At 64.0% G+C, this 12,126-nt stretch carries 14 protein-coding genes and 1 pseudogene; 5 read left to right on the top strand and 10 right to left on the bottom strand.

The window, feature by feature from the left end:
• The 8 genes and pseudogenes from EYZ64_RS25025 to EYZ64_RS24985 form a co-directional block, all read right to left on the bottom strand.
• Window positions 1–1,326: a Dyp-type peroxidase gene (locus EYZ64_RS25025; protein ID WP_135457700.1), complete on the bottom strand. Its 1,326-nt coding sequence runs from the start codon at window positions 1,324–1,326 to the stop codon at window positions 1–3.
• Window positions 1,323–1,886, bottom strand: a complete 564-nt coding sequence (locus tag EYZ64_RS25020) for a hypothetical protein (protein WP_135457697.1) — start codon at window positions 1,884–1,886, stop codon at window positions 1,323–1,325. The genes EYZ64_RS25025 and EYZ64_RS25020 overlap by 4 nt, the downstream gene beginning before the upstream one ends.
• Window positions 1,887–2,013: 127 nt before the next feature.
• Window positions 2,014–3,255 (bottom strand): YeeE/YedE thiosulfate transporter family protein, encoded by a 1,242-nt coding sequence (locus EYZ64_RS25015; protein WP_135457695.1) that lies wholly within the window; start codon window positions 3,253–3,255, stop codon window positions 2,014–2,016.
• A 56-nt stretch (window positions 3,256–3,311) separates the two neighbouring features.
• Entirely contained in the window at window positions 3,312–3,602 is a 291-nt protein-coding gene (locus EYZ64_RS25010; protein WP_135457693.1) for a cupin domain-containing protein, read from the bottom strand.
• A 47-nt stretch (window positions 3,603–3,649) separates the two neighbouring features.
• The gene (locus tag EYZ64_RS25005; RefSeq protein ID WP_135457691.1) at window positions 3,650–3,982 is read right to left on the bottom strand and encodes a hypothetical protein; all 333 of its coding nucleotides are present in this window, start codon (window positions 3,980–3,982) and stop codon (window positions 3,650–3,652) included.
• 36 nt (window positions 3,983–4,018) lie between these two features.
• Window positions 4,019–4,441, bottom strand: a complete 423-nt coding sequence (locus tag EYZ64_RS25000) for a YybH family protein (RefSeq protein WP_135457689.1) — start codon at window positions 4,439–4,441, stop codon at window positions 4,019–4,021.
• Between the two features lie 42 nt (window positions 4,442–4,483).
• A pseudogene (arsB, locus tag EYZ64_RS24990) lies at window positions 4,484–6,006 on the bottom strand (ACR3 family arsenite efflux transporter).
• Window positions 5,979–6,431, bottom strand: coding sequence for an ArsI/CadI family heavy metal resistance metalloenzyme (locus EYZ64_RS24985; RefSeq protein ID WP_135457684.1), 453 nt, complete (start codon window positions 6,429–6,431; stop codon window positions 5,979–5,981). Before EYZ64_RS24985 ends, arsB begins: the two are co-directional and overlap by 28 nt.
• Window positions 6,432–6,531: 100 nt before the next feature.
• Here EYZ64_RS24985 and EYZ64_RS24980 point away from each other — a divergent pair, with 100 nt between their 5' ends.
• A complete protein-coding gene (locus EYZ64_RS24980; protein WP_044519995.1) occupies window positions 6,532–6,891 on the top strand; it encodes an Rv2640c family ArsR-like transcriptional regulator in 360 nt (119 codons plus the stop codon).
• A gap of 36 nt (window positions 6,892–6,927) precedes the next feature.
• Here the strand turns inward: EYZ64_RS24980 and EYZ64_RS24975 are convergent, their stop codons facing one another.
• Window positions 6,928–7,221 carry a DUF4193 domain-containing protein gene (locus EYZ64_RS24975; protein ID WP_135457682.1) on the bottom strand — a complete coding sequence of 98 codons (294 nt, stop codon included), beginning with the start codon at window positions 7,219–7,221 and terminating at the stop codon, window positions 6,928–6,930.
• 137 nt (window positions 7,222–7,358) lie between these two features.
• Between EYZ64_RS24975 and EYZ64_RS24970 the strand changes: the two genes are divergently transcribed.
• The gene (locus EYZ64_RS24970) at window positions 7,359–7,694 is read left to right on the top strand and encodes a hypothetical protein (protein ID WP_135457680.1); all 336 of its coding nucleotides are present in this window, start codon (window positions 7,359–7,361) and stop codon (window positions 7,692–7,694) included.
• Between the two features lie 72 nt (window positions 7,695–7,766).
• The gene (locus tag EYZ64_RS24965; protein WP_135457678.1) at window positions 7,767–8,696 is read left to right on the top strand and encodes a TauD/TfdA dioxygenase family protein; all 930 of its coding nucleotides are present in this window, start codon (window positions 7,767–7,769) and stop codon (window positions 8,694–8,696) included.
• 10 nt (window positions 8,697–8,706) lie between these two features.
• Here EYZ64_RS24965 and EYZ64_RS24960 read toward each other — a convergent pair whose 3' ends face one another.
• Window positions 8,707–9,000 carry a hypothetical protein gene (locus EYZ64_RS24960; protein WP_135457676.1) on the bottom strand — a complete coding sequence of 98 codons (294 nt, stop codon included), beginning with the start codon at window positions 8,998–9,000 and terminating at the stop codon, window positions 8,707–8,709.
• Window positions 9,001–9,937: 937 nt separating this feature from the next.
• Here EYZ64_RS24960 and EYZ64_RS24955 point away from each other — a divergent pair.
• Entirely contained in the window at window positions 9,938–11,353 is a 1,416-nt protein-coding gene (locus EYZ64_RS24955) for an amino acid ABC transporter substrate-binding protein/permease (RefSeq protein ID WP_135460235.1), read from the top strand.
• Window positions 11,350–12,123 (top strand): amino acid ABC transporter ATP-binding protein, encoded by a 774-nt coding sequence (locus tag EYZ64_RS24950; protein ID WP_090427717.1) that lies wholly within the window; start codon window positions 11,350–11,352, stop codon window positions 12,121–12,123. Before EYZ64_RS24955 ends, EYZ64_RS24950 begins: the two co-directional genes overlap by 4 nt.
• Window positions 12,124–12,126: the final 3 nt, after the last annotated feature.

The following is a 12,126-nucleotide window of genomic DNA, read 5'->3' as shown; positions in this document are numbered from 1 at the left end:
CTAGTGTTTGAGGTCTGTGAGGTAACGCAGTGCGCTCAGGCCGGGCAGGAAGAAGTACGCCCCGCCGCGCAGCGTCGTGAATGCCGGTAACCCCTTGTGTACCTTGCGGATCGGCCGCTTCGGAATCTTGAAGTCCAGCGTGCCGTCCTGCGTGCCGCAGATGGGGTCGTGTTCGTTGCCCAAATCTTGGAACGATGCGTCGTTGATCCAGACGTTCTGGGCGAACTCGAACTGACGGACCAGGCTGGCGCAGATCAGGAACATCCCGATACCGCGTTCGACGCCGTCGTCTGGGACGCCTGCGGGCAACGCCGCCCCGTAGGTACCGCTGCGCCGGATCATCCTGCGCCGATTCGGATTCGGCTCGGTATCGCGTGGGTTCAGCCTGCGGGCATGGGCGCCGATCGGGCAGGCATAGCCGTGCGGATCCATCGTTCCGTAATCGAAATCGTTGTTACGCATCGGATCCGCACCCAGTTCCGGATCGTCATGTTCGGGTGCGAGCACCAACGGTGCACCGCTGCGCCACCGGCCCATGAACTTGGCGGCCAGCAGCTCCTCGCCCTCGGCGCCCTCGGCATTCTGCTTCAGGTAGTCGCGGAAGACCCCGACATGTTCCTCCAGCCGGCGGTACGCCATGAAGCTGCCGTTGCGCGAAAGCACCTCGGGGGTGGGCTGGTTCGCGACCAACCCCTCTTCGTCCGGATAGCCGAGGATGAACTCGCCCGCTGCCAGCGCCCCGCCCGAGCCGGGCAGCAACACCTCACCGGAACCCTTCATCTGCGGCTGGGACACCGGATCGCGGTACCCGAAGTGATCGTGGTCGTACTCGAACGGTGCGGTGGCGGCCAGATCCAGATGCGACAGTGACCGCACCCCCGGGCAGCGGGCCAGCAGTGCGTCGTGTTCGCCGACGCACCGCAGGCGTTCCTCCTCGTCCCGGGCGAACAGGATCACGATCGCGTGCAGATCGTCGCTCGCCAGCTCGCCCACCCAGTGTTCGGGTGCGGCCGCCCCGGTGTCCCCGAGGATGTCGGCCCGCGACGCCATGCCCTCCCGGAACTCGTCCGGGAATGTCGCCAGCGTCTCCTCGTCCAGGCCCAATGCGCGCAACCCGTTCCAGGTGAAGGCCAGGTTGACCCAACGCTTGAACACGTTGACCGTCTCGCGGACATCGGTGGCCGACTGCACGAGGGGCACCATCTCGGCCAGCCAGGCTTGCCCTGCTTCGGGGGTGTCGAAGGACAGGAACTCGTACCGACCGGTCAAGTGGGGTGTCCCGGTCAGCATGATGTGCTGGATATCGTCGAATTCGAGATCGGTCATTGCATTTGGTCCAGCATCTCGGAGAACGCGGCCTTGAGCCGCAACGCCTTCTTGACCTCCTCGGACGTGACGTACGGGTATTCGCCATACTCCAGGAAGCTGGGCACCTGGTGGTTGCGAACGAACATGATGAACGCCTCGGGGTTCGTCTTCCAGTCCTCCGGGAAGCCCTCAAGGTTGACGAAGGCGGTGGTGATGCCCGTCGAGCTGAACAATTTGACGGCGTCCTCGGTGTACTTGTCGAAGTCGGTGTCGAAGATGCCCTGGTACTGGAAATGCAGACCGGAGCCGACGTCGAACAGATTCCACCGCAGGTAATGCAGCTTCAGCGGGGCCAGCACGTCGGGCTGCGCGGCGACCGCCGCTTCGAGCTGCTTGCCGTAGGCGCGGATCGCGTCCTCGCGGCCCTCCTTCACCTTGGCGATGATGTTGAAGCCGTAGCAGGCGGGGGTGCGGGGAAACACCGGGCCATAGCGCCCCCGGGTCAGTTCGAAGTAGCCCTCCTTGGGGATGGCAAGAGCTGCTGGTTGGGTCCAATCATTGTTTCCGTTGTTCGCCATGGCACCGAGATTATGGGCGCGGGGAGCTCACGTCGTCCCCCGATTCGGGGGAACTTCTCCCAGCAGGAGTGGTGCTGTCGGCAAACCCGCAAGAACGCTCGCCGACATCTCGTGATCGAGACGGCCTTTACAGCTCGGGCTTCGCCGGCTCGACCTGCCAGCTGCAATGGCCGTAGACGAAGCGGGCGGTGAGCAGCATCCCACCGAGCAAAGCCGCAGTAAAAAGCCATGCACTGACCGCCAACTGGATACCGCCGCTGAGGGTGTGCCCGCTGGTGCATCCACCGGCCATCCGGGCCCCGAAGATCACGAAAAAGGATCCCGCAAAGCATGCCGCTGCCCGCCTGGCGCGGCTGGGGCCGAATCGGTTGCGCCATGAGGGCGGTACGACGGGGCGGAACGCATTGAAGCGACCCGTGATGAACAGTGCCGAGAACAGAGATCCGAGCAGGACGCCGAGAACCACAAGGGGCTCCCAGCCGATCGTGGCGAAGACCTGTCGGCTGTAGTCGAAGCCCGCCATGAAAAGGTGCCCCACCACCCAGGAGTAGGTGGTCGACATGCCGAAGGGCTGACGAAGGAACAGCGACAGAACCACGAGCGCGGCGACGAACGTGGCCGCCATGGCGGTGGTCCGTGCGAAGAATGTCGTGCTTGGCGCCCGCTGTGAGGCCCGCGGGGAAAGCAGGGTGGTCCAGGCCGGCGCGGTTGCACCTTCGGCGAGGTAGGCGGAGGTATCCGCGGCAAAGGCCCGATCATGTTCATCGACCGGGGCGGTGGTCGTGCGTAGGTGCTGAAAACAACTGTGCCTGCCCCCTGCATATCGCGGCAAGTAATACAACAGCGTCAACGCGGCTGCCGCGTAAGCGATTGCGATTGCGAGCATGGGGATGGGTCGGATATCGGCGATGTTCCCGGTAGCAACCAGGTCACCGAGGTCTGCGGTGTGCACCAGCCAGCGGCCTACATCGGTCTGGTACAGCGCGGTCCACGCGGCGGCGCCGAGAAGTCCGCCGGGCAGCGCTGCCAGGACGTCTCGGCGCCCCTCCCCGAGGGCGATCATTTCAGTGCCGGGAAAGTAGCCGCTCACCGCTGCTCCGGCGCCGAACATGATCCCGCCGACGGTGACGCCGATCAAGTACGTCGGCCTCGGTGAGAAGTGCATCGAGAATCCCAGCGCGTAAAGCCCATACAGCAATACCGAACCGATCGCGGTGACAAACAGAAAGCAGCCGAGGAGGAGCCGATCAACCAGCCTGGCAGTCCGGATGATCGTTTCCGGGTTGCCTATTCCCCAGATCGAGGCGGGCACACTGAATGCGGCACCGATCAGCAGGCCTACCCATAACGGGGCAGTGACGCTGACCATGTGCACCTCCTGCGGCAGCCGGCTTTGCGTACTGGCGATCCGGTATCGCCTCGACGTCAGGCCAGACGTTCCACTTCGACGAAGATGATCGGGTCGCGGTCACCGCGATTCTCGACGGTGTGCTCGGAGCCTGCCGGTCGTGAATAGCTTTGTCCGGCTACGAGTTCCGCGACGATCTCGATGCCGTCGGCAGTGACGACGTGCATGGTGCCGGTGACCACCGGGACAACCACGTACTCGTAGTCGTGCCGGTGCATCGGGATGGCGCCACCCGGATCGATCGTCCACCGAGTCACACGGAACCAGTCATTTTCGAGCTGGATCTCCCAGTGGGATCCGGTTGTCATGTTCGACATCGGAATACCTCCCCACCGGCCGGGCTGATGACCGGCCGTCAGAAGTCGGGCGTGCTCACGTCTTCGAGTGCCTGCTCAGGGCCCGTCGGTGCGACCGGCGCAGTGGGAGTGGCCTGGACCTCTGCCGAACCGCATTCAGTGCCACTGACTCCGGGCGGGCACAGGTTGTTGCTGCTGGGGAGGTTCCGTGAGTTCGGCACCAGGTAGGGCACACAGGTGCCGGTGTAGGTATCGGGGTCCTCGCCGTTCGGGCAGGCCGCCAGCACGCTCGACGGAGCGGGAACTGCGGCGACCGCAGTCGCCGCTGCCACCACGGCGACCGCGGACCAAGCGGAGATGACCAGGTGGCGTGGGGTGATCAGGGTTCTCATGTCCTCATGCTTCCAGTTGATGGCGGTTCGGGGGGATCACGGCGTCAGATTCAGGACAGCCTTGCCGTATTCGAGGTCGGCGGGCACCGAGACATGGTCATGGGTGACCATCCAGACGCCGTCGACGCAACGCAGGCACGCTGTCCACCGCACCCACATGTCGATGTCGCGGCCACTGGACAGGGTGCCGCGGACATGGTTGAGGCTGTGCACGAACGCGAGGTCACCCTCGGTGGTGACGGTCAACTCGTGCACGTCGTAGCCGATCGGGCCGGTGTACGCGGTGAAGACTTCCTGCCAGGCCCGTCGCTTGTTGTCGTCTCCGGCGTAGCGCAGCGGTGCCCCGATGTCGAAGGACACGACGTCGGGTGCATACAGGGCGGTGAGCGTGTCGAGGTCGCGCGCACGGATCGCATTCACACCATCGGCGATGCGCTGTCGAATGGCGGCTTCAGTCATGCTCGTCACGGTAGGCGACCACCGCCGCCGGGCACCGGAGAATCAGTGGGCGGGGCCGAGTCCGAGTTCGACGAGTAGAACGCGAACGCGCCGCTCGATGTCGTCGCGAATCGGACGGACCGCTTCGACCCCGAGGCCGGCCGGATCGGCCAATTCCCAGTTCTCGTAGCGCTTGCCGGGGAAGTACGGGCAGGTATCCCCGCATCCCATCGTGACGACGACGTCGGCCGCCTCGACGATGTCGTCGGTCCATCGCCGAGGTTGTTCGTGTGCGATGTCGATACCGACTTCGGCCATCGCCGCCACGGCCGCCGCGTTGACCTTGTCCGCCGGCTCCGAGCCTCCCGAGAACACGGATGCCCGGTCCCCGGCGAGGTGGGTGAAAAAGCCCATCGCCATCTGGGACCGGCCGGCATTGTGCGTGCAGAGGAACAACACGCTGGGCCGGTGCTGCTGTGAGGTCATCGGCTGCCCGGTATCGGTGCCGGGGTGGCAGTCGCCTGGGTGAACCGGCGTCGCAACGCCAGTGACACGTAGACCAGCGCCACCAAGACGGGCACTTCGATCAGCGGGCCGACCACACCTGCCAGGGCTTGGCCGGATGTTGCGCCGTACGTCGCGATTGCCACCGCGATGGCCAGTTCGAAGTTGTTGCCCGCGGCCGTGAACGCGAGGGTGGTGGTGCGCTCGTAGCCGAGCCCCAGGATTGCTCCCAGTGCGTAGCCGCCACCCCACATGATCGCGAAGTACGCCAGCAGCGGCACCGCGATGCGAGCGACGTCCCACGGGCGGGTGGCGATCTGGTCGCCCTGGAGTGCAAACAGCACGACGATGGTGAACAGCAGGCCGTACAGGGCCCAAGGGCCGATACGCGGCAGGAACGTCGATTCGTACCAGTCCCTGCCCTTTGCGGATTCACCGATGCGGCGCGACAGATAGCCGGCCAGCAGTGGGATACCCAGGAAGATCAGTACCGACTTGGCGATCTGCCACGGCGATGTGTCGATGCGGGCCTGCTCAAGGCCGAGCCAGCCGGGAAGCACCGACAGGTAGAACCAGCCGAGTACGGCGAACATGAGCACTTGAAAGATCGAATTGAGGGCGACCAGCACCGCGGCGGCCTCGCGGTCGCCGCAGGCCAGGTCGTTCCAGATGATGACCATGGCGATGCACCGGGCCAGCCCGACGATGATCAGACCTGTCCGGTACTCGGGCAGATCGGGCAGAAAGAGCCAGGCCAGCGCGAACATCAGGGCGGGACCCAGCACCCAGTTGAGGATCAGCGAGCTGATCAGCAGCTTGCGATCACCGGTCACGCGGTCGAGGCGGTCGTAGCGCACCTTGGCCAGGACCGGGTACATCATGATCAGCAGGCCCAGCGCGATCGGGAGCGAGATGCCGTCGACCTGAACGCGATTCAGAGCGTTGTTGACCCCGGGAACAAGCCTGCCCAGCAGCAGGCCGCCGGCCATCGCCGCGGCGATCCAGACGGGCAGCAGCCGATCCAGGGTGGAAAGTCTGGTTGAAGCGGGTGGGTTCACGCTGATGTCTCGGGTGCGCTCGATGTGCAGCACCCGCTCTCGGCGGCAGCGGCATCGAGTGCAGGCGAGTTGGTGCCGAAGGATTCCGAGTCGGCGAGAACTGTGTAGACCTCCCACTTTTCGCCGGCGGGACCGCTCACCCACACCTTGTCCTGGGTGGCGAAGCAACAGGTGGTGCCGATCTCCTCCTCGGTGAACAGGCCTTCGTCCGTGAGGCGGGCGATCTCTGCGTGCACCTGGTCGCTGGACTCGACCTCGATACCGAGATGGTTGAGTGTTCCGCCGTGTCCGGGGTTTTCGATCAGCACCAACTTCAGCGGGGGAGCGGTGATGGCGAAGTTGGCGTAGCCCGGCTTGACCTTCGCCGGTGCCGTGTTGAACAGCTTCGAGTAGAACGTGATGGCCTCGTCGAGATCGTCGACGTTCAAGGCGAGTTGTGCGCGGGACATGACAGGCTCCCAACCTCTGCGACATATGTCGAATTATTCGGACGGCATTGATGATGCCACCTCTTCGACGTATGTCAATATCCTCTGGCAGAATGGCTGCATGCCCAAGGCGTTGCCGGTGGTCGACACCTCTGAACCGGTCTGCTGCTCACCTGTGGCGGCCGGCCCGATCGATGACGACGGGGCGCTGGAGATTGCGCTGCGGCTGAAAGCGCTGGCCGACCCCGTGCGGGTCAAGCTCGTGTCGCTGTTGTTCAGCGCCGAGGCCGGAGAAGTCTGTGGGTGTGATCTGGCGGCTGCGGTCGGCCTGGCCGAATCAACGGTCAGCCACCACCTGTCACAGTTGCGGCGGGCCGGGATGGTGGAGTCCGAACGGCGCGGCATGAACGTCTACCACCGCCCGCGCCGGGACTCACTCGTCGCGTTGTGCACCGTGCTCGACCCGAACTGCTGTCGCTGAGCGCGACGGCCGTCGGGCCTTGAATCGTCGACTGCGTCAGACGCAGTCGACGCAGAGCTGCTGGTCGCCCTTCTGCAAGGCCATCCGGTTGCGGTGCTGCACCAGGAAACAGCTCGAACAGGTGAACTCGTCAGCCTGCTTGGGGATGACCCGCACGCTCAGTTCCTCGCCGGAGATATCGGCGTCGGGCAGGTCGAAGGAGTCGACCACCTCGTCCTCGTCGATGACTGCCGTGTCGGCTGCGGTGCGCCGCGTGGCCAGCTGTTCCAGCGACTCCTCAGCGGGCTCGTCGGTCTCCTTGACGCGCGGGGCGTCGTAATCGGTAGCCATAAATGATCCTCCTAAGTTCAAGACCAATGTTTCTCGCCAACGCCACAGCGGGACATCTTGTTCCCCGGGCGAATAGCCTGTAAACGTCGGATGCACGTTAGCGGTTCAATCCGCCGGGGTCTGCATCGGTGGACGTGATGCTGAGTACAGTCGTCGGCGTGCATGACGATGTCAGAGGTTCGGACGCCGAGATCTTCGATGACGCCGAGCTTGATGGGTACCTCGATGACGACGATGCGGACCTGGAGGATCTGGACTCCAACGGTCAGCTGATATCGATCCGTCGCGCCAATGGCGAGGAGATCCTCACCATCGTCGCCCAGGACGACGAGTGGAACGTCGACCTGCAGCCCGGGGGCTCCGTGCAGAGCGCGTTCCTCGGTTCGCGACGCGACACCCCGGTGTGGATCAACGCCCTCGACGGACAGATCGAGCGCGACGACGACGGCACCTACGTCATCCGGATCGACTGACCTTCGCGGCTCGTTGCGCTCGTGGTGAGCGCAACTGTGGTGCTCAGGCGCCCTGTTGCCGATGGTGACGGGGTGTCCTCCCTACGTGTAGTGAAGCTAGGTGCCCACATCGGGGCTCGCATCGATGGAATCGACGTCAGCGGCACTCTTGACCCGGCCACGGCGTCGGCGATCAACGATGCCCTTCTCGAGCACAAGGTCATCTTCTTCCGCGGGCAACACCATCTCGACGACGACGGTCAGTTGGCTTTCGCGCGGCTGCTCGGTACCCCGACGAGAGCGCACCCGACCGTCACCTCGCGCGGCGAGCGGATCCTGCCCATCGACTCGCGGTATGACAAGGCCAACAGTTGGCACACCGATGTGACGTTCGTCGACCGCATCCCGAAAGCCTCGTTGCTCAGGGCGGTGACGCTGCCGAACTACGGCGGGACCACGACATGGGCATCGACCGAGGCGGCCTACGACGCGCTGCCCGGGCCGCTCCGCGCGCTGGTCGAGAACCTGTGGGCGGTGCACACCAACCAGTACGACTACGCCACCGGAGACCGGTTCGACGACGAAGGGCGCCCGGTTCTCGCCGACGCCGAGCGGCAATACCGCGAGGAATTCGTGTCGGAGTACTACGAAACCGAGCACCCCGTGGTGCGGGTCCATCCCGAGACCGGTAAGCGGGTACTACTGCTGGGGCACTTCATCAAACAGTTCGTCGGCCTCGGCCCCGCCGAGTCGGCCACCGTGTTCCGGCTACTCCAAGATCGGGTCATCAAGTTGGAGAACACGATTCGTTGGAGCTGGGAGCCCGGAGACCTGGCGATCTGGGACAACCGGGCCACCCAGCACTACGCGGTGGCCGACTACGACGACCAGTACCGCCGGCTGAGCCGGATCACCCTGGCCGGAGATGTCCCGGTCGATGTCCACGGCCGACGCAGCCGGACCATCGCCGGCGACGCGTCGCGGTACTCCGAGGTGGTCGCGCCGGTCGCGCTGGCCGGCTGACCCGGGGCGGTCAGAGTCGATCCATCTCCCGAGCCATCAGGCTGTGCTCGAGATAGCTGCACCGTGGCGGGTAGTAGGTGGCGCGCCGCCGGTTAGCGCGGGCATGCCAGTGTTCTGCCACCGACGACACCGCATGTGACACCATCGCCACGACGTTGTGATGGGTGGGCGTGCCCGCTGCTGCGGCGGTACTGAACAGCACCTGCTGTTCGGTGATGAGCACCGGTTCGTGTGAATGCAGGACCGGTGCGTTCTGTCGTGAGGCTTCGCGCTTGACCACGGAAACCGGATGGAAAACGCTCATGTCGAAACTTCCTCTGGACCAAGCGCCGTACTTTCCAGCGCTCTCATGCAGAAAACATACGGCCGCCCATATCCATTCCTCACGCGTAGTGCACTACCTCTTTATGTGACGTCTCGGACCGAACATCCATTTACAGCCGGGCTTCCCGAGGCTGCGAGGTGGACAGGTTGAGTGATTTGTAAAGGCGGACACGCAGTTTGCCACTGGCTGATGGCGCGACGGGTCGGACCTTTCCTGCGCAACTATCTTGTTCCCGCGCAGTGCAATTGGATGGATCCTCGGGTTGGCGGCGCGCTCACCGATCGGTAAAGCTGTGGTTAACGGGGGATGACAGGGGGGGGCCGATGAGTGCGCAACAACAACAGAAGCGCGACGCGCTTTGTGTGCTCGACAACGCCCTGACCATCAGAATCGCTATGGCGCAAGCGGACTGGGCTGCGGTATCCGCACCGCGGATCGATCAACAGTGAAACGCCGTGTATTCGGCCAGATTTCGGCAAGTGTCAGCGACACAGTGAGGAACGGGCCGACGCTCTGCTGCGATCGCATTACCTGACCCTGAACAATGCGATCCAGGACCCGTCCTTCGTTCGGCTACCGCTCGGCTACCGCTTGCTGAGGATCGCCGGCCCCGTATTACATGCAAGTGACAGCCTGACCACGGCCCAGGGCCACAAGTACCTCCAGACCTGCGCCGGCCGACACCGACCATGCCGAGGAGTTCGCGGTCGTGCCCTCGGCGTCAGTCCCGGCCGACTTCGACTCCAGCGGCTGAGCCGGTGCTGCCTCTCGGACCCTCGGAAATACCGCCCTAATCGGTGTCGCGACGATAGCGTGGGGACTCGTCGTTTCTACCTGGATAGGAGAGTGGACGATGAGAGCCGAATCCGCGTCGGGCGAGGGCATCGCCGGAGTCATCCGGTCCCCGCAACGGCTGATGGCCGCCGTCGTGGCGTTGCTGGTCGGCCTGTTCGGGGCCGCGATGCTGGCCCCGGCCCGCGCCGTCGCCGACGGTGAGACCTATATTGTCGCCACCGACATTACCTTTGCGCCGTTCGAATTCCAGGACGTGGACGGCAAATTCGTCGGCATCGACATCGATCTCATCAACGAGATCGCGGCGAACCAGAAGTTCAACATCACGATCAAACCGCTGGGCTTCGACGCCGCGCTCCAGGCAGTTCAGGCCAATCAGGCCGACGGGGTGATCGCCGGCATGTCGATCACCGATGAGCGCAAGAAGGTCTTCGACTTCTCCGACCCCTATTTCGAATCCGGCGTGCAGATGGCCGTGCTGGCCGGCAACGAGGACATCAAGTCCTACGCCGACCTCAAGGGCAAGCGGGTCGCGGTCAAGAACGGCACCCAGGGCGCCGAGTTCGCCGAGTCGATCAAGGACAAGTACGGATTCCAGATCGTCTCGTTCGCTGATTCCGCGTCGATGTTCGAGGAAGTCAAGACGGGTAACTCCGTGGCCGTCTTCGAGGACTACCCGGTGCTCGCCTACGGCATCCAACAGGGCAACGGGTTCAAGACCGTGACGCCGAAGGAGAAGGGCTCCAGCTACGGCTTCGCGGTGAACAAGGGCCGCAACGCCGAACTGCTGAGCAAGTTCAACGCGGGTCTCAAGGAACTCAAGGATTCCGGGCGCTACGACCAGATCGTCGAGAAGTACCTCGGTGAGGGTGCCGCCGAGGCCGACAACTCGTTCGTCGGTCTGGTCAAGAGCACCTTCCCGTTCCTGATGGCCGGTCTGAAGATGACGATCATCCTGACGGTGGTGTCGATCGCCATCGCCCTGGTACTCGGCGTCATCTTCGGTCTCTTCCGGGTATCGCGGTCGATCGTGCTGCGGGCCATCGGCACCACGTATGTCGACATCTTCCGTGGCACACCACTTCTGGTGCAGGCCTTCTTCATCTACTTCGGTATCCCGACCGCGCTGGGGTTCCAGATGACGGCGCTGACGGCGGGCATCATCACGCTGTCGCTCAACGCCGGCGCCTACATGACCGAGATCGTCCGCGGCGGAATCCAGGCGGTGGACAAGGGGCAGATGGAGGCAGCCCGCAGCCTCGGTATCGGATATCTGCCGACGATGCGCAAAGTCATTCTGCCGCAGGCGGTTCGCACCATGATCCCGTCGTACGTCAACCAGTTCGTCATCACCCTCAAGGACACCTCGATCCTGTCGGTGATCGGCATCGCCGAGTTGACGCAGACCGGACGACTGATCATCGCGCGCAACTACCAGTCGTTCACCATGTGGCTGATCATCGGCATCATCTACTTCATCGTCATCATGGCGCTGACGAAACTCTCCGACCGGCTCGAAAAGAGGATGGTGAAATGACCCAGCTGGTACCGGAAGCCGCGGCCGCCGAGCCCGAGGGCACCGTCAAGATCCGCATTGAGGGCCTCAAGAAGTCATTCGGCGATCTGGTCGTGCTTGACGGCATCGACACCACGGTCAGCAAGGGCGAGGTGGTCTGCGTCATCGGACCGTCGGGGTCCGGTAAGTCCACCTTCCTGCGGTGCCTCAACAAGTTGGAGGACATCACCGCGGGCAAGGTCACCGTCGATGGATTCGACCTCACCGACAGAAAAGTGAACCTGGACAAGGTCCGTCAACACATCGGTATGGTGTTCCAGCACTTCAACCTGTTCCCGCACATGACGGTGATCGACAATGTGACGCTGGCGCCGCTGCTGACCAAGAAGATGGACAAGGCCGCCGCAGAGAAGCGGGCGATGGAGTTGCTGACCCAGGTGGGCCTGGCGGAGAAGGCCAACGTCAAGCCTGCCACATTGTCCGGCGGCCAGAAGCAGCGTGTCGCGATCGCCCGGGCGCTGGCGATGAACCCCTCGATCATGTTGTTCGACGAGGCCACCAGCGCCTTGGATCCAGAGATGGTCGGCGATGTACTGCAGGTGCTGCGGGACCTGGCCGAGGGCGGCATGACGATGGTCGTCGTCACCCACGAGATGGGTTTCGCCCGAGAGGTGGCCTCCCGGGTGATCTTCATGGCAGACGGCAACATCGTCGAGGACGACACTCCGTCCGAGGTGTTCGACAGCCCCAAACACCCTCGGCTGCAAGAGTTTCTGTCGAAGGTGCTGTAGCGG

This window comes from Mycobacterium sp. DL99, from assembly GCF_004762045.1.
In the GTDB taxonomy this organism is placed as follows: domain Bacteria; phylum Actinomycetota; class Actinomycetes; order Mycobacteriales; family Mycobacteriaceae; genus Mycobacterium.
The sequence above is the reverse complement of the archived record's forward strand: the minus strand, read 5'-3'. Positions and strand labels throughout refer to the sequence as shown.

Bases quoted from the DNA above. Each gene is read 5' to 3' on its own strand.
- EYZ64_RS25025 (WP_135457700.1), bottom strand. From the start codon at position 1,326: ATGACCGATCTCGAATTCGACGATATCCAGCACATCATGCTGACCGGG.
- EYZ64_RS25020 (WP_135457697.1), bottom strand. From the start codon at position 1,886: ATGGCGAACAACGGAAACAATGATTGGACCCAACCAGCAGCTCTTGCC.
- EYZ64_RS25015 (WP_135457695.1), bottom strand. From the start codon at position 3,255: ATGGTCAGCGTCACTGCCCCGTTATGGGTAGGCCTGCTGATCGGTGCC.
- EYZ64_RS25010 (WP_135457693.1), bottom strand. From the start codon at position 3,602: ATGACAACCGGATCCCACTGGGAGATCCAGCTCGAAAATGACTGGTTC.
- EYZ64_RS25005 (WP_135457691.1), bottom strand. From the start codon at position 3,982: ATGAGAACCCTGATCACCCCACGCCACCTGGTCATCTCCGCTTGGTCC.
- EYZ64_RS25000 (WP_135457689.1), bottom strand. From the start codon at position 4,441: ATGACTGAAGCCGCCATTCGACAGCGCATCGCCGATGGTGTGAATGCG.
- EYZ64_RS24985 (WP_135457684.1), bottom strand. From the start codon at position 6,431: ATGTCCCGCGCACAACTCGCCTTGAACGTCGACGATCTCGACGAGGCC.
- EYZ64_RS24980 (WP_044519995.1), top strand. From the start codon at position 6,532: ATGCCCAAGGCGTTGCCGGTGGTCGACACCTCTGAACCGGTCTGCTGC.
- EYZ64_RS24975 (WP_135457682.1), bottom strand. From the start codon at position 7,221: ATGGCTACCGATTACGACGCCCCGCGCGTCAAGGAGACCGACGAGCCC.
- EYZ64_RS24970 (WP_135457680.1), top strand. From the start codon at position 7,359: ATGCTGAGTACAGTCGTCGGCGTGCATGACGATGTCAGAGGTTCGGAC.
- EYZ64_RS24960 (WP_135457676.1), bottom strand. From the start codon at position 9,000: ATGAGCGTTTTCCATCCGGTTTCCGTGGTCAAGCGCGAAGCCTCACGA.
- EYZ64_RS24955 (WP_135460235.1), top strand. From the start codon at position 9,938: ATGGCCGCCGTCGTGGCGTTGCTGGTCGGCCTGTTCGGGGCCGCGATG.
- EYZ64_RS24950 (WP_090427717.1), top strand. From the start codon at position 11,350: ATGACCCAGCTGGTACCGGAAGCCGCGGCCGCCGAGCCCGAGGGCACC.